13 protein-coding genes are annotated in these 19,045 nt (G+C 45.1%); 6 read left to right on the plus strand and 7 right to left on the minus strand.

Going from position 1 to position 19,045, the window contains the following annotated elements:
• Positions 1–14 precede the first annotated feature (14 nt).
• The 5 genes from J6I44_RS10645 to J6I44_RS10665 all read left to right on the plus strand — a co-directional run bounded on the left by J6I44_RS10645 (position 15) and on the right by J6I44_RS10665 (position 7,702).
• Complete coding sequence (locus J6I44_RS10645; protein ID WP_265766091.1) at positions 15–1,568, plus strand: DUF5723 family protein; 1,554 nt, start codon at positions 15–17, stop codon at positions 1,566–1,568.
• 159 nt (positions 1,569–1,727) lie between these two features.
• Entirely contained in the window at positions 1,728–4,262 is a 2,535-nt protein-coding gene (lon, locus tag J6I44_RS10650) for an endopeptidase La (RefSeq protein WP_434084232.1), read from the plus strand.
• Between the two features lie 715 nt (positions 4,263–4,977).
• The gene (rsgA, locus tag J6I44_RS10655; RefSeq protein ID WP_265766093.1) at positions 4,978–5,907 is read left to right on the plus strand and encodes a ribosome small subunit-dependent GTPase A; all 930 of its coding nucleotides are present in this window, start codon (positions 4,978–4,980) and stop codon (positions 5,905–5,907) included.
• A 94-nt stretch (positions 5,908–6,001) separates the two neighbouring features.
• Positions 6,002–7,063 carry a DUF6588 family protein gene (locus J6I44_RS10660; protein ID WP_265766094.1) on the plus strand — a complete coding sequence of 354 codons (1,062 nt, stop codon included), beginning with the start codon at positions 6,002–6,004 and terminating at the stop codon, positions 7,061–7,063.
• Between the two features lie 9 nt (positions 7,064–7,072).
• Positions 7,073–7,702: a trimeric intracellular cation channel family protein gene (locus J6I44_RS10665; protein ID WP_265766095.1), complete on the plus strand. Its 630-nt coding sequence runs from the start codon at positions 7,073–7,075 to the stop codon at positions 7,700–7,702.
• Positions 7,703–8,136: 434 nt separating this feature from the next.
• On the opposite strand, the gene polA is transcribed toward J6I44_RS10665, so the two are convergent.
• A complete protein-coding gene (gene polA, locus J6I44_RS10670) occupies positions 8,137–10,917 on the minus strand; it encodes a DNA polymerase I (protein ID WP_265766096.1) in 2,781 nt (926 codons plus the stop codon).
• 151 nt (positions 10,918–11,068) lie between these two features.
• On the opposite strand from polA, the gene J6I44_RS10675 reads away from it, so the two are divergent.
• Positions 11,069–12,217: a PP2C family protein-serine/threonine phosphatase gene (locus tag J6I44_RS10675; protein WP_265766098.1), complete on the plus strand. Its 1,149-nt coding sequence runs from the start codon at positions 11,069–11,071 to the stop codon at positions 12,215–12,217.
• 152 nt (positions 12,218–12,369) lie between these two features.
• Here J6I44_RS10675 and tkt read toward each other — a convergent pair whose 3' ends face one another.
• From tkt to J6I44_RS10705, 6 genes are all read right to left on the minus strand, one after another.
• Positions 12,370–14,385, minus strand: a complete 2,016-nt coding sequence (gene tkt / locus J6I44_RS10680) for a transketolase (protein WP_265766100.1) — start codon at positions 14,383–14,385, stop codon at positions 12,370–12,372.
• A 164-nt stretch (positions 14,386–14,549) separates the two neighbouring features.
• Positions 14,550–15,563 carry a tetratricopeptide repeat protein gene (locus J6I44_RS10685; RefSeq protein WP_265766101.1) on the minus strand — a complete coding sequence of 338 codons (1,014 nt, stop codon included), beginning with the start codon at positions 15,561–15,563 and terminating at the stop codon, positions 14,550–14,552.
• Positions 15,564–15,790: 227 nt separating this feature from the next.
• Entirely contained in the window at positions 15,791–16,492 is a 702-nt protein-coding gene (locus tag J6I44_RS10690; protein WP_265766102.1) for an LOG family protein, read from the minus strand.
• An 8-nt stretch (positions 16,493–16,500) separates the two neighbouring features.
• The gene (locus J6I44_RS10695; protein ID WP_265766103.1) at positions 16,501–17,187 is read right to left on the minus strand and encodes a DUF5683 domain-containing protein; all 687 of its coding nucleotides are present in this window, start codon (positions 17,185–17,187) and stop codon (positions 16,501–16,503) included.
• Entirely contained in the window at positions 17,141–18,076 is a 936-nt protein-coding gene (locus J6I44_RS10700) for a ParB/RepB/Spo0J family partition protein (RefSeq protein WP_265766104.1), read from the minus strand. The genes J6I44_RS10695 and J6I44_RS10700 overlap by 47 nt, the downstream gene beginning before the upstream one ends.
• A gap of 16 nt (positions 18,077–18,092) precedes the next feature.
• A complete protein-coding gene (locus tag J6I44_RS10705) occupies positions 18,093–18,893 on the minus strand; it encodes a ParA family protein (protein ID WP_265766105.1) in 801 nt (266 codons plus the stop codon).
• Positions 18,894–19,045: the final 152 nt, after the last annotated feature.

Here is a 19,045-nt window from a genome sequence, read left to right on the forward strand (position 1 = left end):
TTATTGCTTCACTAATGATTTCCAAACGTACAACTATTAAAAAACAATTTGGGGCAGCCTTAATCGGCTTGCTCTTTATGGGATGGCTAAGCCCGGCGGTCTCTTCTGCGCAACCCGTCATTACAGCTGAAGGTACGGCCATGGGTGGCAGTGGCACTGCTTATTATAATGGATTTGAGGCCACCTTTTGGAATCCCGCCAACCTGATGATTCAAGACCGGCCGGGGCAGTTCCATATCGGGGTTGGGTCAGGGGGCGGACATTACGAGCCGATCCTGGCTGGATCATCTATAAGGCATCAGGCCTCGAATTTTCTGGATGGTTATTTCCCTTACAAACGCAAGACGGTCACCATCACAGAAAAAGAGCGAGCCACCATCCTGGATACCCACTTTCAGAATCAGAAGCTGCAAGCAGAAAACCAGCAACAGTCGGAATTAATTTTAGGAGGAGCCTTATGGCAACGAAAAGACTATGCCTTTTCGATCGTAGCCAGGGCCCGTTATGCTTCCCGTGTTACGGTCGGGCGGGGATGGTATGATGATGCTTTTGTCAATCAAAATAGCCAACAGTTACGGGATTTTTCGCTCAGCCAGCAACGCAGTGAGTACTATGAGCTTGCCATTGGCTATGCCCAGGAGTTTGCTTTTATCAATGGACTACTGCCCCAGCTCAACAAACTTTATATCGGTATTTCCCCAAAAATTATTGTCGCCGGACCCTCTTTTAATGCCAGCTATGATGCCCGGTATATTCGTAACAATAGCAGTATTCGCAACCCGCTGGTCACAGCATTTTCACTACAAAGCTCCGGCTCTTTTAGCGATGCAACTGTCGAATACCTGGAATCGCGCAATCCCCGACAGGCAATAGACCAAAACTTTAGCGACCGGTATAAATTTCAGCCAACGGGTTATGGGATTGGCTTCGATTTTGGCCTCAATTATATTATCCCGCTGACGAAAGGCACCTCTGATTTGTCGGAAGAAGGTTCTTTAGCTCCTCAAAAATCGTTTCGAATTGCCTTTTCGCTGAATGATATTGGGGGCATACGATACAACGAGCAACCACTGAGTCTCACTTCCACAAAAGATACCCTGCAGGCCGGACAACCCGCTTCTGTGGATGAAATGTTTATCGGTTCTGGCGGGCAGTATCTCAGCTACCTTCATCAACGTCCTTTTCATCCGAATCCATTGCTAACGGCAGATGAAGAGTCCTCAGAAAAATATTCGGTCCTTCTTCCTACTTCGATTAATGCGGGTATCCTGCTCGACCTGTCTGGTTTTAAATTCACAGGAGATTTATCAGTGGGGCTCAATAAAACCGCTTTTACCAACACCAACCTGTCGTTAAAGGCAGGCATTGAGGTTCGGCCTGTCGAACAAATTCCGATACGCCTGGGAACTCGTCTGGCCAAAGAACAGCCTTTCCAGTTAGGCTTTGGCACCGGTATCGAGACCCGGTACTGGGACCTCATGATCAGTGCGCAAGCCCTATTTCAGGCACCACATCAACCAAATACCCTTTCCGGTGGAGCATTCGGCGGCATGCAGTTCCACTTCTGATGGCCAATCTCTGCCAAGCTGTCAATTAAATCAATAAATATTCTTACAAATTGTTATTTTGCCAGTAAGCATGACTAATTGGTAGGGACTATAAACTTGGCTCCTTATTTGCACTTTACCTTTTTCAAATACTGAAATTTTGATATAAATTATTGCTAAATGAAGGATATGTTCAAAAATATGGTCAATTTTGAGGATATTGATGATCAGTTCGATGATTTTGAGCAGGCTATACCTCTTATGTCTGAAGAAGAGGAAAAAGCACTTACTGAATCGGAGGTGCCTGAAGAGCTGCCCATCCTGCCCCTCAAAAATACCGTTTTATTTCCCGGTGTTGTCGTTCCTATTACCGTAGGCCGTGACCGCTCGCTTGAATTAGTCAAAGAAGCGTATGAATCGGATAAAACGATTGGTGTCGTAAGCCAAAAGAATGAAGAAGACGAAGATCCCAATGGCAAGGATCTTTATAAGATAGGCACCGTCGCACAAATCCTGAAGCTCATTAAAATGCCCGACGGCAGTAAGAGCATTGTCATCCAGGGTAAAACGACCTTCAAGGTCACAGAATTTACACAGAAGGACCCCTATTTTAGAGCACAGGTTGAGCCCTATCGTCAACAAATGGATCTTGATGGTGTTGAGCTGGATGCTTCTATCCGTTCCGTTAAGGAGACCGCTTCCAAGATTGTCAATCTCTCGCCTAACATTCCGTCGGAGGCGTCTATAGCAATTAACAATATCAACAGTCCTAATTTTCTGTTGAACTTTATCTCCTCTAACCTGAATGTCTCTACCTCAGACAAGCAAGAGGTACTGGAGATACGGACGTTTTCGACCCGAATGGAACGGGTGATGGAGTTTCTGAATAAGGAGCTGCAGGTCCTTAACTTGAGCGAAGAGATTCGTACAAAGGTAAAATCAGATATTGATGACCAACAGCGCGACTTTTATCTGCGTCAACAGATGAAGGCTATCCAAGAGGCTCTTGGCGAAGACGGCGAACACCAGGAAGTTGAGAAGCTTCGAAAACGAGCCAAAGAGAAAAATCTTCCCGAAGAGGCTCAGGAAACCGTCGATAAGGAAATTACCCGCTTGGATCGCACCCCAAATTCTTCGCCGAATTACGGAGTCATCCACAGTTATATCGAATGGATATTGGATCTGCCATGGGATACCTTCTCCGACGATAACCTTGATCTAAGCCATGCCCAAGAGGTACTGGATGAAGATCACTATGGGTTAGATAAAGTCAAGAAACGTATCATTGAGTACTTGGCGGTCCTGAAACTGAAGAGCGACATGAAGGCACCGATCCTCTGTTTCTATGGCCCTCCGGGAGTGGGTAAAACCTCACTGGGTAAATCAATCGCGCGAGCGTTGAACCGAAAGTTCGAACGTTTTAGCCTTGGTGGCATCCACGATGAAGCTGAAATTCGAGGCCACCGCCGCACTTATATTGGGGCGCTTCCCGGACGTATCTTGCGGTCCATGAAAAAGGCGGAGACCAGTAATCCGGTCATCATGCTGGATGAAATTGATAAGGTTGGATCTGACTATCGTGGAGACCCTACCTCTGCCCTCTTAGAGGTACTGGATCCTGAGCAAAATGATAGCTTTGCTGATAACTACCTGGAGCTGGAATATGACCTCTCCAAAGTGCTCTTTATTGCTACGGCAAACTCTCTGGATACCATTCCTGCCCCGCTTCGCGATCGAATGGAGATCATCAACATCAGCGGCTACACCCTGCAGGAGAAAACCGAGATCGCTAAGGCTCACCTGATTCCCAAGCAAATTAAGGAAAACGGCCTTACCGAAGATCAGATTAAGATTACTCACCAGGGCATCGGTAAGATTATTGAAAAGTACACGCGTGAATCGGGTGTACGTTCCCTGGAACGACAAATCGGATCTGTATGCCGTGGCGTAGCAGCTAAAATTGCCAAAGGCGAAGAAGGTCCGCACAAAGTGGGCGTCAATGAGCTGCAAGAGTATCTTGGCAAACGTAAATACTTCTCTGAAGTTGCCGAACGCACCAAAGTTCCGGGCGTTGCTACCGGACTCGCATGGACCCCCTATGGTGGAGATATCCTCTTTATTGAAGCCAGCGTCTCCAAAGGGAGTGGTAAATTGCACATCACCGGGCAGTTGGGCGATGTGATGAAAGAATCCGCAATGCTCGCGATGTCTTACCTGAAAGCACACTCTGAGGAGCTCAATATTCCGGAAGAGGCCTTTAAGTATTGGGATCTGCATATTCACGTTCCCAAAGGCGCGGTTCCCAAGGATGGTCCTTCGGCTGGTGTATCTATCTTCTCGGCCGTTTCTTCTATATTTACCCAACGTAAGGTGAAAGGAACACTGGCTATGACGGGCGAAATTACGCTGCGCGGCCTTGTCTTGCCGGTCGGCGGCATCAAAGAGAAAGTACTCGCTGCTAAACGATCTGGCATTGAGAAGGTGCTGCTGCCCAAGAAGAATGAAAAAGATGTGGCCGAAATTGAGAAGGATGTTCTTGGTGATCTCGACGTTCAATATTTAGAGCGTATGGATCCGCTGCTCGATATCGTCCTTGAAGACGAAGTCGTGGTCCCTCCCAAAGAGCGGTTTAAGGTGAGCGATGAATATAAATCCAAAAATGGTAAATCGCCCAAAAGTAGCGACTCTTCGGAAGAAACCGTAGTGATGGATTAGCATCCATACTCTATTATTATTTATTAACTTATTCGAAAGAGCCCGTACTACTCATTACGGGCTCTTTTTTGTTAAGATTATAAAAAGAAGCACAAAGTTATGGCTCCAATTAGCGTGAGTCCAACATAGTTTTGACTTTAAAACCATAATGATAGATTCAAACCTTTTATTATAGCTATCAAAGACATGGATTCTGTTGTTACGTCACTATTTTTTGAACGATCAAATCCCGATGACTTTCGGGACCAGCAAAGCTGGAACCCAAAAAATCGCCGGCTGAAATCCTGAAGCCGCGCCGCTACTACGGGCGGGACCAAATCGATGGTCCGTCTCGTTGGGTACTTGCTTCAATCGTTGAGCCGGTACGATTTGCTCCTGAACGCCCTCCGGCTCCGCACAGGATATTATGCCGGTGGGATTTGACTCCTCACCAAGGCAATATTCTTATCCCCCTTGTGGCAGATTAGTGGAAATTGGTATTTGGAGTCATCGAAGGGGGCCAGGGGGATGACGTAGCAACCCTTGATTAAAAATAAATATCCAGACAAATAAACATTTGCAAACCGATATGAGTTCTTAAATTGGATTATTATCCCGTATTCTTGCCAAATTAGTCAAAATGCGGGTCTTTTATTTTTATCAAAAGTCACCTCGATTTATCGGGGTGACTTTTTTATGTTACTATTCCCTTTAATTAAAACCAAGATACAACCATTTGGCACACCGAGGACGCGTCGTAGAATCAACAGGCAGCTGGTATGAAATTGCCTATGAAAAAAATGATCACACGGCTACTATTAAATGCCGGTTGCCCGGGCGATTCCGATTAGAAGACCACCATCTTACTAATCCCATTGCCGTAGGAGATGTCGTTCAATTTGAAATTAATGAGGATCAGTCCGGGAGTATCGAAGTCATTGAGGATAGGGAAAACTATCTCATACGCAAGTCGACCCATCACCAGGAAGGAAATCAAATTCTTGTGGCTAATATCGATCGGGCCTATGTGGTCCAATCCCTCAAGAAACCCCGGATAAAGCCCGGCTTTCTGGATCGTTTTCTTGTTACCTGCGAAGCCTACCAGGTGCCTGTCCACATTATCTTAAACAAGCTTGACCTGGCTAATGAATCGGATCAGGGAACTATAGATAAATTTAGAAACCTTTACAGTTCATTGGGGTATAAGGTATTACTGACAAGCATTAAAAATGAGGCCGCTCTTGAAAAACTCAAGCAGGATCTAAAAGACAATACGTCTGTCTTCATAGGTCCTTCAGGAGTGGGTAAAACCAGTTTGATGAATTACATTGAGCCCTCAATTAATCGAAAAGTTGGGGCTATATCCAGTTATAATGAAAAAGGAAAGCATACCACTACATTTGCGAAACTTTTACCCCTGCATTTTGGGGGATACCTTGTGGATACGCCGGGAATCCGCGAATTTGGCCTTGTTAATATTGAACCCTGGGAACTTTCGCTTTTTTTCCCGGAAATGCTCGAATACCGTCAGCAGTGTAAGTTTAATAATTGCACTCATAGCCATGAGCCCGGTTGCGGTGTTATGCAGGCCTTTGAAGAAGGTTATATCCACCCCGACCGATATGACTCTTATCTCAATATCCTGGATTCGCTTGAAAATAAGTAATTATTAATATATCACTCAAAGGTTGTAATCTAATACTCGGACTCATACTTTTATATTACTATCTACGGACATTACTCTCAACTATTCCACTGTTATGATGAAAAAGATACTGCCCTTACTTTTTGGATTGATGTTGTTCTTCGGTTCCTCACCCGCTACTGCACAATTTAGCGATATAGGAGACGCCCTGCGCGCCGGTGCTGAAGATGCTGAAACGATTATGCGCGCTTATCTAAAGCCTATTCCCTCGGGTTTAGGAGCCGATATTAATTCTGGCTGGACCAACAGAGCCAAACCACATGGCACCTTGGGGTTTGATATTCAGGTTCGGGCTGCCCTTTCCTTCATCCCAAAATCCGACCAGACTTTTGACCTCAACGACCTGGATTTACAAAAAGTGCGGCCGGCTGACCCAAATCAAACCATTGCTCCTACCGTTGGCGGTGACAGTGAAATAGGTCCCAAAGTAATTGTAGAGGAAGATGGTGAACAAGTTGCTGATTTTAACCTGCCGGAAGGATCCGGCTACTCGTTCGTGCCTGCCCCGATGGTACAAGCAGGGTTGGGGACGGTTAAGGACACCGATCTGATTGTCCGCTATATGCCAGAGGTCACTATCGATGAAACCAAATTCAATATGTATGGCTTTGGTCTGAAGCATGGTATTAACCAGTGGCTTCCCGGCGGTAATTTGCTCCCGGTAAACATCTCAATCATGGGGGGCTTTACCAAGATCGACCTCGATTCCAATTTTGATCTCAGGCCAGAGCAAGGGGCTATCCCCAATCCAGAAAACCCTGACGCTGCACAAGCTGACTTTGACGATCAGGAAGCAGACATTTCATTAAATACCTTTACGCTTAAAGCTCTGGTAGGTAAAAACCTGCCGTTTATTTCGGTCTATGGGGGCGTTGGGTACGAATCCTCAACCATGGATGTCAATGTTGAAGGTCAATATCCGGTGAGCGGCCGTTTCAATGGCATTGAAGTGTACGATGTTGTTGAGGATCCATTTACTTATAACGCTGACGGGCAGAACAAGTTCAGCCTGCTTGGTGGCGTTACCCTTAAGATGGCGGTCTTCCATATTTTCGGTGAATTTAGTCTCTCCAAATATTCTACTGCTAACGCAGGTATTGGGTTCAGTTTCCGATAATATTACTTCATGAGCTGGGAAGAACTTCAACTGTTATACTGGCTTGACCTATTCGGGGTGGCTGTTTTTGCCATTTCGGGGGTCTTGGCAGCAGGTAAAAAAAGCCTGGATTTATTGGGCGTTGTCATCATTGCCGTTGTTACAGCTGTTGGCGGCGGTACCACACGTGACCTATTATTAAATCGTCATCCGGTATTCTGGATTTCCGACCCCAGCTATCTTTCCGTTATCATCATCGCAACATTGGCGACCATCTGGTATACGCGCCATATGGAGCCTCCGCAAAAGGCCCTGCTCTTTGCCGATGCCCTTGGGCTTGCCGTCTTCACTATTACCGGGGCACAAATAACGCAGGGCATCGTATCCAGTGATGTCATCATTGTCATAATGGCTGCGATTACAGGTACTGTCGGTGGACTCATTCGTGATGTCCTGACCAATAAGATTCCCATGATTTTGCAACGGGATATTTATGCCACTGCAGCCCTGGCCGGGGCAACCGTTTATTTGCTGCTATTCCAGCTTACCAGACTCCCCTCGTCGGTAAGTATCATAACGGGCATGTTTGTCGTCATAGGCCTGCGCCTGGCGGCTATCCAGTGGGAGCTTCACCTGCCCCGCTTTAAGCTGGAAGAGTAGAATCTATACCCTCCCCGGATACAGATAGATATAAGACGACCGGCCAGAAGCATCTCCCCCTACCCTTCGTATAGATCATACGTAGTACTACGTGTAGACTATACGAGGCCTACGTAAAGATAATACGAGCACTACGTACAGCCTTTACGAGCCCTTGACACAGGGTATCTCAGGGTGCTAACACAAGGTCTGCGCGATCCTGACAAAAATGGATGGAGGCTGTTATTACGTACCAGGCACTTCCGAAATGTCTGGCACGTTTGTCATTATTTAGCTCCGAGGGAGTTATACTCCCGATCTTCGGTAGCGTTTTTTAACTCATAGAACGGGAGTGCAACTCCCTTCGAGCCCGGAAAACGGTCCAAAAGGGAACAAAGCTCACACCATCAAATGGATAGTTCCCCCCGGGATGGGCTGGCACCTCATCTCTACTGCTAATGCGCCTCTAACCAGTTATCAGCCAGTCCCATTTCCACTTCGAGCGGAACCGCCAGCTCATAGGCTGTTTCCATCAGTTCCTTCAACCTTTCAGGCACCTCATCAGCCTCCTCATCCGGAATACTGAAAATAAGTTCATCATGAACCTGCAGTAGCATCCGCGTGCCGAGTGATTCTTCTTCGATATATCGCTGGATGTCAATCATCGCTTTTTTGATGATATCAGCAGCTGTTCCCTGGATGGGCATATTAATAGCCGTTCGCTCGGCGAAGGCCCGCACATTCCAATTACCGGAATTGATTTGTGGAATATACCGGCGGCGCCCCATCAGGGTTTTAACATATCCATTTTCTTTGGCAAAGGCTTTGGTATCATTAATGTAATCCTGAATGGCCGGGAAGCGCTCGAAGTACTGATCGATCATCTCTTTCCCTTCATTATTGCTGACCCCCAACCGGTTGGCCAACCCATAGGCACTCACACCATAGGGTATGCCGAAGTTGACCTCTTTGGCTTTGCGGCGCTGGTTGCCCGTCACATCATCCAGGGAATCCAGATCAAAAATCTCTTTGGCCGTTCGTGCGTGGATATCTTCTCCACCCTTGAAGGCCTGGATCATATTTTCGTCCTCAGCCATGGATGCGATAACTCGCAGCTCTACCTGAGAGTAGTCGGCCGACAACAGCTGATGTCCTTCCTCCGCTATAAAGGCTTTGCGGATTTCCCGCCCTCGCTCAGTTCGAATAGGGATATTTTGCAGGTTGGGATTGGATGAGGAGAGCCGTCCTGTTGCAGCGACGCTCTGGTTGAAATCGGTATGGATACGCCCGGTCTCCTCATTGATAAGCTTTGGCAGTGCATCCACATAAGTAGATTTAAGTTTACTAAGCGCCCGATATTCCAGGATGAGTTCAGGCATCTCATAATCAGCAGCCAACTTTTTAAGTACTGATTCGGCCGTAGAATATTGACCCGTTTTGGTCTTTTTACCGGCAGGCAGCCCCATCTTGTCAAACATGATCTCGCCCAGCTGTTTGGGTGAATTCAGGTTAAACTCTGTTCCCGCCTTTTCATAGACCTTTTCTTGGAGAGCCCGTAAATCATCACCCAGAGTAGCTGAAAACTCTTCCAGCATAGCGCGATCTACCAGTACCCCTTCCATCTCCATCTTGGCCAGCACTTCCATCAGTGGAAATTCCAGCGTCTCAGCAATCTCCTGTAGTTCATCCTCTTCAAGTTCATCGATCAGTACTTCATAAAGCCGGAGCGTGATGTCGGCATCTTCACAGGCATATACGGTTATCTTTTCCGGGGGAATTTCATCCATAGTTTTCTTCTTACGCCCGGAACCAATCAGCTCTTCGATAGGAACGGGCTCGTATTTCAGATACTTCTGTGCCATCGTATCCATCTTCAGCTTCTGGTCAGCATCGATCAGGTAACCTGCAATCATGGTATCAAAAGCCGGTCCCTCAATCTCAAGACCTGCCCGTTGCAGCATCATGTAATCGAACTTGTAGTTGTGGGCAATCTTCAGGCTTTGCTCTTCAGCAAACAGTGGTTGAAGGGTTTTGATAGCCTTATCCTCGGCCATGCCTCCATCCACATTCACCGGTATGTAGTAGGCTTCTTCTACCATAGTCGATAAAGAGATACCAACCAATCGATTTTCCATCGGGTCCACTCCGTCAGTCTCCGTATCGAAACAGAGGGTCTCAGAGTCCTTTAGCTTTTCAACTAAAGTTGCCAGAGACTCTGCTTCATTAACCAGTTCATACGTTACAGTTTCCTCCTCATAGGACTGTAGCTCGTTCTCTTCAACCGGCTCCTCACCTTCCCCAAACAGGTCGCCCTGGTTCTTATTCGACTTTTGCGTCTTCTTTTTTGACGAACGCGTAATTTCTTCGCCCAGGTATTTCTTCGTCAATGTGCGAAATTCCATGCGCTTAAAGAACGAACCGAGTTCTTCATTTTTGGCGCCTTCCCAGTCCAGTTCTTCCCACTTTTCGGTCCCCGGCACATCGGTTTTGATGGTGACCATCTCTTTCGCATGCAGGGCCTCCTCTTCATATTTTTGTAAGCCCTCGCGGTGACGTTTGGAAGACATGTTGGGGGCATCCTCAATCGCAGCCTCCAAGGTTCCATATTTATTAATAAGTTTGGGGGCTCCTTTCTTGCCAATGCCCTTAACACCCGGTATGTTATCCGAGGTGTCGCCCAAAATGGCCAGTACATCGATTACTTTCTCCGGATAGACCCCGAAATAATCCTTTACCCCTTCCCGGTCGATGAGGTTAAACCCACCATTTTGATTATCCGGCTTATACATCATAATGTGATCGTGCACCAGCTGCATAAAATCTTTATCCGGGGTCACCATATAGACATCAACATCCTCGGCGTTGGCATCACTGGCAATGGTACCAATCAGATCATCTGCCTCAAAACGATCTTTTTCAATATTCTTTATTCCATAGCCCTTGATCATCTCCTTGATGAGTGGAATCCCTACCGTCAATTCTTCGGGCTGCGGAGGACGGTTGGCCTTATATTCTTCATCCATTTCGTGGCGGAACGTAGGTACATTCGTATCCCAGGCGACGGCAATGTGGGTGGGTTTATGTTCATCCAGCAGCTTTTCGAGCGTATTGGCAAAACCCAAAATCGGCCCCGTGGGAATCCCCTCGGAGTTTTTTAAATTACTTCGGATGAAGGCGTAGTGCGAGCGATAGGCTAACGCCATACCGTCTAACAAAAAAAGGAGGCTTTTAGACATTCTTTATCTTATTATTAACTTCTGTTTTAAATCTAATTTCGTTGCAGTAGCAATATAACTGACCATCGATTGGCCAATTACAGGAAAGGTAAAACTTTTTAGTTTTGTTTTCGAATAAGGATATTGATATCAATTAATAACCATTTTTTACATGGGTTTAAAGAACGAAGCTCAATCGGCATTTCAAAATACAAAATCGGTTTATAAGGAGTATATTTCCGGCATGACCCGGGAACGTATTGGCAAAGAATTCTACAAAGATACCGATCGGCTTAAGCAGTTATATGAGGAAGCCATTGGGGAAGAGCTTCAACAAAAAGAAAGCGAAGAGATCCCCGGACATCTTAAGTTTTTGCGTCTTTTTTCTGCTCTAACCCAGCGTTTAAATCCAACACGGCGGCTGCTATTCGGATTATCTATCATTGCTTTTTTATTCTACTACTTGTTCCAATTTCTACAGATAACCGGCTATGTGCTGTTTTATGACCTGCTGATTCCGTTTGCCTTTGGATCCATGCTGATGCTGCTGCTGGTAGAATTGTTGGAAAAATCAGATGTGAAGCGAGAAATTGACCTTGCGCGTGAAATCCAGTTAAGCCTGCTTCCCAACACCCAACAGCGCTGCCACCGCCTTGAGGTTTCCTCTTTTGCCAATACCGCCAAAGAAGTCGGTGGCGACTATGTTGATATCATAGAAACAGCCCAAGGCACCTATATCATCATTGCTGATGTTTCGGGCAAAGGGTTAACGGCTGCCCTTTATATGGTACGGATGCAGGCCCTTGTTCATCTGATCATCGAAAAGAATCAGCCCACACCCAAGGAACTTTTCCTGGAGCTCAATAATTATGTAAAATCTGATATCGCCGATAAAACGTTCGTTACGGCCTGTGCAGCCTTCTTTCCCAAGGATGAAAATCATTTTACCTTTGCGCGCGCCGGGCATAACCCGCCGATCCTGTTCAATAAAGAACGCGATGCCACTTTTAACCTCCGTTCCGATGGTTTTGCCCTTGGGATGACGTCTTCCCAAAATTTAGAACTCCACCTTCAGGAAAAGAAATTTCAGTTTCATCCGGGGGATAGCGTACTCTTTTATACCGACGGACTTACGGAGGCCCGCAATGCAATGGGCGAAGAATATGGCCAGGATCGCCTGGATGCCCTTCTCAGTATCTACGGCTCTCTCCATGCCCAAACCATTATACAGAAGGTTCAATCTTCTCTTGAGAATTTTATTGGTCAGGAAAAACCGGCCGATGATATTACTTTTACCTGCGTGCATCACGGGGGAGAATGACTCTTTTTCTTATGCATCCGATATTATTGGATGCCCGGCCCTGTTGTACATTTGAGAACTATTGGGCCTGGCATTAAATAGCGTTAAAAATAAAAATGGCACAAACGCAACAAACGCTTGTGCCATTTCGAATATAATAGGGACTTAAGATACTATCCTACCAATTGTTCGGCTTCTTTAACGATACGATCAACGGTAAGGTCATATTTTTCAAAGATTTTTTTGTATGGAGCTGAAGCGCCAAATCGATCCACACCGATAGCCACTCCTGCATCCCCGACCCACTCTTTCCAGCCAAAGGTAGCTGCCGCTTCAACAGAAACGCGTGCTGTTACTTCTTTGGGCAGTACTTTTTGCTTGTAGGCCTCATCCTGCGCTCTAAAGAGCTCCCAAGAAGGCATACTGACAACACGAGCGTCTATTCCTTGTTCACTAAGTTCACGTTTAGCTTTCATCGCAAGATGTACTTCAGAGCCTGTTCCAAGTAAAATAGCATCGGGCTGCTCTTTATCCGAGTCAGCTAATATATACGCTCCTTTTGATGTGTTGGAGGCTGCATTTTCTTCATTCCGTTCAAACGTCGGCACGCTCTGACGAGTTAATGCCAATAAGGCCGGGCCATCCGTATATTCAACAGCTGCTTTCCAGGCCCAAGCTACTTCGTTGGCATCGGCCGGACGCAGTACGAGGGCATTTGGCATGGCGCGCAGCGATGCTAAGTGCTCAATCGGTTGATGGGTAGGTCCATCGCCCCCTAATCCAATGCTATCGTGTGTAAAGACAAATATGGATGGAATATGAGACAGCGCAGCAATACGGATAGCCGGGCGACAGTAATCAGAAAAAATCAAGAAGGTTCCGCCAAAAGGAATCACCCCTTTGTGCAAAGCCATACCATTGAGAGCGGCTCCCATTGCATGCTCACGTACACCAAAGTGGATATTTCTTCCGGCATAATTACTTTCTCCAAAGATGCCCTTATCATCCATCCAGGTTTTATTACTGCCCGTAAGGTCGGCTGAACCGCCAACCAGCTGTGGAATGTGGTCTGCTAAGGTCTTTAAGACTGAGCCAGAAGATGCACGTGTGGCCAATCCTTCTTTATCGGACTCAAATTCCGGTAATAGCGAATCGAAATCCGCTGGCAACTGTCGTTCTACCGAAGACGTAAATTGAGCAGCCTCATCTTCAAATGCTTCCTGATATTCCTCAAAAAGAGTTTCCCATTTTTGATGTGCTGCTGCTCCATCGTCTTTTGCTTTCCGGAAATGGGCTAAGGCTTCTTCCGGAATGTGGAATTTCTCTTCATACTCCCATCCTAGGTTTTCCTTGGTCTTCAGGATCTCCTCTTCGCCAAGTGCGGCACCGTGAGAGGCAGAAGTGTCCTGCTTATTCGGACTTCCATATCCAATATGCGTCCTACAAATAACCAATGAGGGCTTGTCCTCAACCGACTGGGCCTCCTTAATAGCTTCTTCTACGGCTTGCTGATCGTGTCCATCAACTTTTATCGTATGCCATTGATTTGCTTTGAACCGCTGTTCTACATCTTCAGTAAAGGCTATATCGGTGCTTCCATCAATAGAAATACCATTGTCATCATACAAGTAAATAAGTTTACCCAGTTTCATATGGCCCGCCATAGAAGCAGCTTCCTGCGATATTCCTTCCATCAAATCGCCATCACTGACAATGCCATAGGTATAATGATCGGTAATGGAATAACGCTCTTTATTAAACTTAGCTGCCAGATGGGCCTCGGCCATTGCCATACCAACACCGGTGGCAAAGCCTTGTCCCAGTGGACCCGTTGTTGTTTCCACACCTGGTGTTAGATGAACTTCTGGGTGACCCGGAGTTAAACTATCAAGCTGGCGAAGGTTCTTTAATTCTTCCAGCGGAAGATCATAGCCTGTAAGATGAAGTAAGCTATATAGTAAAATAGAACCATGCCCTGCCGACAAGATAAATCGATCACGGTTATACCAATCAGGATTATCAGGATCGTGTTTCAAAAATTTTGTCCATAGAACATATGCAGCATCGGCCATTCCCATCGGCATGCCCGGATGGCCCGAGCCAGCCCGTTGAACGGCATCCATTGATAATGTTCGGATAGTGTTAGCACAAAGCTCATCAAGAGCACTTACAGTAGTAGTAGGACTCATTGGTTGTTGGTACCCAAGGGTATTTTGGAGGTTAAAATCAGATTTTGAAACAGAAAATAGCCAAAGCTAAGCTTACATAAAAGAGAAATCGAGACCTTATCCTATCCCATAAAAAAAGGCCTCCGAAATCGGAAGCCTTTTGAAAAATCTAAAATGGCATTGAGTTATGAACCACACTTCAGTTCATATTCCATTTTATGTTCAGCTGACGATTTAAACGTTCCATAAGCTGCATTCGTAAAAGCATCACATGCATCCGAGGACTGGCCTAAACCTTGGTAGGCTGTGCCTAAAGCAAAATAAGTCTTAGCTTTATCAGTACGTCCTCCATTACTTAATTCAAGTGCTTTATTCGCTGCACTAACGGCTTGTTGCCAATTTTGCTGACCGTTATAGGCCTCTGCAAGGCGAAAGTAAGCATCAGAAGAAGCATCATCATACTCCAAGGCACGATTCAGCAAAGTAATAGCTTCGCTGTAACTATTGTTCTGATTGGCTTGAGAACCGCGGTAAACCAGCTCGTCGGCGGCAGCAGATTGCGCCCGTGCTACAATCTGGTTGTTATTATTCTGTGTCCCAAGCTCGATTGCTTTATCAAAGAAGCCAAGTGCATCGTCCAGGCTTCCACTGTCCATCTTTTTGGTGATAATCCCTTTCTGATAATATGCTTTGGCATAGTTAGGATTATCTTCAATTACCTGGTCCAGGGTAGCCAGAGCCTGGTCAAAACTTTGCTGCTGGTATTGCAGTAATGATTTGGTGTAGGTAAGCTGCGTAAGGATATTCGGTACTTTATCAGCAATCTGAGAATTTCCGTACTCATCAGCTACTTCACCTGCTTCACCAAAGGCATCAATAGTAGCTTCCAGACTACTCATCGACTTTGCACTTTGGAAATTACGGTATTCTTGTTTTGCCATGCTGAAGTAGACGCCGGGTAGCTGACCTTGCGACCGTTCCACTATATCATTCCCTTCTTCACCTAATTCTTCTGCCTGAGCTATTGCCTGAGTGAACATATTGGCCGCCTGCTCAAACTCGTTAGCCTTCATCAATTCTAACGCTTGATTATAGGTTTTTATGGCCTCACGTTTATCCTGTGCCTTAACATTTGTTGTTAAGCCAACGATAAAAAGACCCACTAACAATGTTGTAAGGCTATTTTTAAAAAACTTCATGGTACGTTCGGTTTTGATTGAATGTTAAAAGCAACTAATGTAATGAATTAAACCATTTATTTAAAAGTAAAACTATTCTGTGCCCTTATTTATTGCATTGTTTATTATTTAGGGTGTTAAGCTATTAATTTCAAACAATCTGTTTGCGGTTAAATAGCCACCTATTTAAATCCATTTAAATGTATTTTGTTTCCATTAAAACAAGCTAAATATGCAACAAACTTCAATTAAAAATTTGGTCCCAGTGTATGCTGCTGATAAAACTTGCAGATAATCTCTACGGCCTCTTCAGGATCGTCCGTCAGTTGAAAAAGATTCACATCTTCTTCCGAAATTGTCCCATTGTTCACCATTGTTGTTTTAATCCAGTCTACTAAGCCACCCCAGTAGTCGCTTCCTATTAATACAATGGGGAAAGCCGTAACTTTAGTAGTCTGGATGAGTGTTAAAGCCTCAAAGAATTCATCCATGGTACCAAATCCTCCCGGGAAGACAATAAATCCCTGCGCATATTTTACAAACATAACTTTCCGGGCAAAGAAATAATTAAAATTGATCACATAATCTTCATCCACAAAAGAATTTAAGCCCTGTTCATGGGGCAGAGTAATCCCCAATCCAACCGATTTTCCCTCCCCTTCCTGGGCACCTTGATTGGCAGCCTCCATAATTCCGGGCCCGCCTCCTGTTATAACTCCAAAGCCCTGTTCTGTTATCTTTTTTGCGGTATAACGGGCCATTTCGTAATACTTATCGCCCTCAGTTGTCCGTGCCGAACCAAATATTGACACACAAGGGCCAATTTTAAAGAGCTTGTCGTACCCCTCCACAAATTCACCCATTATTTTAAAGATACTCCAGACATCACTGTCATGACTTTCATCAAAATTTTTGGGAACCGTTAATTTTTTGTTGTTCTGCTCATCCATAGTCTCTGCTATTTTGTAATTAAATCTATTGACAGGGTAAATCCCGGAGTAGCCTGGGCCATCACAGATGGTTTAATGCGTGTTTTCATACTTAGGTCCTCTGACACGTCAAAAGAGCGCATATGTGCAAATACATAAGCATCGATAACATTTAGTCCATAAGCCAGGCCTATTCCTATATATACCATGTCCCGGCGATTTCGATAAGTGTTCCGAATCGATTTAAGCTCTTGCAGATTGGCACTTTCTGGAATATAGTCTGGAGTAGGACCAAATCTCATATCGTCATCAGTTTCACTATTGAGATTATAATAAGCGGCTCGATAATCATGGTATCTTTTGGTCAGATCCATACTATACCAAGCGAGTCCGCCCAGCAGCCCATAAACGATAGGTACCTTCCATATTTGACGATTGGTTATCTGCCCCCACCCCGGAATTATCATCGACTTGTACATTACGCTTTTGGGAGAGGGAAATGAATCTGAAGATGAGTTCTCTACAGAATCTTGGTTTAACTGGAAGGAAGGGTTAAGGAAAACCACATTGTTTTTCTGATGCGCATATCCCCTCTTTTGATGTAACTGGGCATTGCTCAGCGTTTGGCTATAACTGCATATCGAACATCCCAGAAGCAACATGCCCAGGCTAAGAAAGCTCTTCAAACAACTCCAGCAGGCGGTCCAGCTCTTCATTCGAATAATATTCGATACGTATTTCGCCACCATTCTTTTTGGACTTAATATTAACTTTGGTACTTAACTTGCTTCTTAGCCGGTTTGAGATTTCTTTTAAAAAAGCACTTTGACGATCTTCGGACTTACTTTTTTGCGGCTTGTCTTTGTCTTCAGCTAACGCTTTAACAGCCTTTTCTGTTTGACGAACAGAGTATCCCTTTTTTATGATTTTCTTAAAAATTGCTTTTTGGTCATCGGGGTTCTCTACCGATATAAGAGCCCGGGCGTGTCCCATTGAAATTTGCTCATCACGAAGAGCTGCCTGGATAAAAGGCGGCAAGTTTAAAAGTCGCAGCATATTGGTCACTGTAGACCGGTTTTTACCAACCCGTTCTGCTACTTCCGCCTGCGTATAATCCGCTTCTTCAATCAATCGTTGATAGCCCAAAGCTACCTCCATGGGATTCAAATCCTCGCGCTGAATATTTTCAATAAGCGCATAGGAGATAATATCCTCATCATTGACCTCCCGGATGTAAGCAGGCAACTTTTCTATACCCGCAATCTTCGCCGCTCGCAGCCGTCGTTCTCCACTAATCAGTTCAAAACGCTTCTCACCTATGTAGCGTACTGTTATCGGCTGGATCAAGCCATGCTCCTCAATGGAATGCGATAATTCCTTCAGCCGTTCTTCTTCAAACTCTTTGCGTGGCTGATGCGGATTAGGTCGTATGTTATCTACCGGAACCTCCAATACGATGTTAACTCTCTTCTGAGGTTCAATAGGAGTCTGGGCCGTTTTCTCTTTCTTCGACGATTTAGATTTCTTTTTCCCTTCCGATTCTTCATCGTCATACTCTGGGAAAAAAGCGCCGAGACCTCGACCTAAAACCTTTTTTGATGCCATAATATTCTACTATTTCTTAACTACCTGCAAAAACAGGACTATCTTTAAAGAGATCTTTATTGCGATGAATAATTTCACGTGCCAGTGCTAAATAATTTTTAGCTCCCCGACTGGTGGAATCATAGAGCAAAGCAGGTTTTCCAAAACTGGGGGCTTCCGCCAACCGTATATTCCGCGCAATAATGGACTCGAAAACCCGATCCTCAAAATATTTTCGGACCTCATCAGCCACTTGATCAGACAGTCGGGTTCGGGTATCAAACATAGTTAATAGCACGCCTTCAATTTCTAAATCGGTATTTAAGTGCTGGCGTACAATCTTAATCGTATTTAACAATTGGCCAAGCCCTTCAAGCGCAAAATATTCGCACTGTACCGGAATAATAACCGAATCTGAAACCGTAAGAGCGTTAATGGTAAGTAAACCAAGAGAAGGAGGACAATCAATGATGACAAAATCGTACTGTTCTCGCAGATCACCAACGGCTTTCTCCAAGATGCGTTCGCGCTCTTCGCGATCAATCATCTCAATTTCGGCCCCCACCAAATTGATATGGGAAGGTATTATTTCCAAGAATGGAAGCTCTGTCTCGCGAATTGCATCAGAAGCATCAACCCCTCCTACCATAACTTCATATATGGAATTCGACACCGTCTTCGATTCAATGCCCAATCCACTGGTCGTATTGCTCTGTGGGTCAATATCGATAACAAGAGTGGTATGCTCAATCGCTGCAAGACTGGCAGCAAGATTAATGGCCGTTGTTGTCTTACCAACCCCTCCTTTTTGATTCGCTATGGAAATTACTTTGCCCATATAAAAAATCCTGTTACAACGATTACCTATCTAATGTTCCGAAAATATAATGGGATGTCTTATGGTAAACAAAAATACTTATTAACAAGTTGTTAACCAATTGTACATATACCTATTAACTTGTATAGCAATATTTTATAACCTCTCATTTA

The sequence above is a fragment of the Fodinibius salsisoli genome (genome assembly GCF_026229185.1).
Lineage (GTDB): Bacteria > Bacteroidota > Rhodothermia > Balneolales > Balneolaceae > Fodinibius > Fodinibius salsisoli.

Excerpts from the sequence above, each read along its gene's own strand:
- J6I44_RS10660 (WP_265766094.1), top strand. The coding sequence starts at position 6,002 with ATGATGAAAAAGATACTGCCCTTACTTTTTGGATTGATGTTGTTCTTC.
- tkt (WP_265766100.1), bottom strand. The coding sequence starts at position 14,385 with ATGAGTCCTACTACTACTGTAAGTGCTCTTGATGAGCTTTGTGCTAAC.
- J6I44_RS10685 (WP_265766101.1), bottom strand. The coding sequence starts at position 15,563 with ATGAAGTTTTTTAAAAATAGCCTTACAACATTGTTAGTGGGTCTTTTT.
- J6I44_RS10705 (WP_265766105.1), bottom strand. The coding sequence starts at position 18,893 with ATGGGCAAAGTAATTTCCATAGCGAATCAAAAAGGAGGGGTTGGTAAG.
- J6I44_RS10645 (WP_265766091.1), top strand. The coding sequence starts at position 15 with ATGATTTCCAAACGTACAACTATTAAAAAACAATTTGGGGCAGCCTTA.
- lon (WP_434084232.1), top strand. The coding sequence starts at position 1,728 with ATGAAGGATATGTTCAAAAATATGGTCAATTTTGAGGATATTGATGAT.
- polA (WP_265766096.1), bottom strand. The coding sequence starts at position 10,917 with ATGTCTAAAAGCCTCCTTTTTTTGTTAGACGGTATGGCGTTAGCCTAT.
- J6I44_RS10665 (WP_265766095.1), top strand. The coding sequence starts at position 7,073 with ATGAGCTGGGAAGAACTTCAACTGTTATACTGGCTTGACCTATTCGGG.
- J6I44_RS10695 (WP_265766103.1), bottom strand. The coding sequence starts at position 17,187 with ATGAAGAGCTGGACCGCCTGCTGGAGTTGTTTGAAGAGCTTTCTTAGC.
- J6I44_RS10700 (WP_265766104.1), bottom strand. The coding sequence starts at position 18,076 with ATGGCATCAAAAAAGGTTTTAGGTCGAGGTCTCGGCGCTTTTTTCCCA.
- J6I44_RS10690 (WP_265766102.1), bottom strand. The coding sequence starts at position 16,492 with ATGGATGAGCAGAACAACAAAAAATTAACGGTTCCCAAAAATTTTGAT.
- J6I44_RS10675 (WP_265766098.1), top strand. The coding sequence starts at position 11,069 with ATGGGTTTAAAGAACGAAGCTCAATCGGCATTTCAAAATACAAAATCG.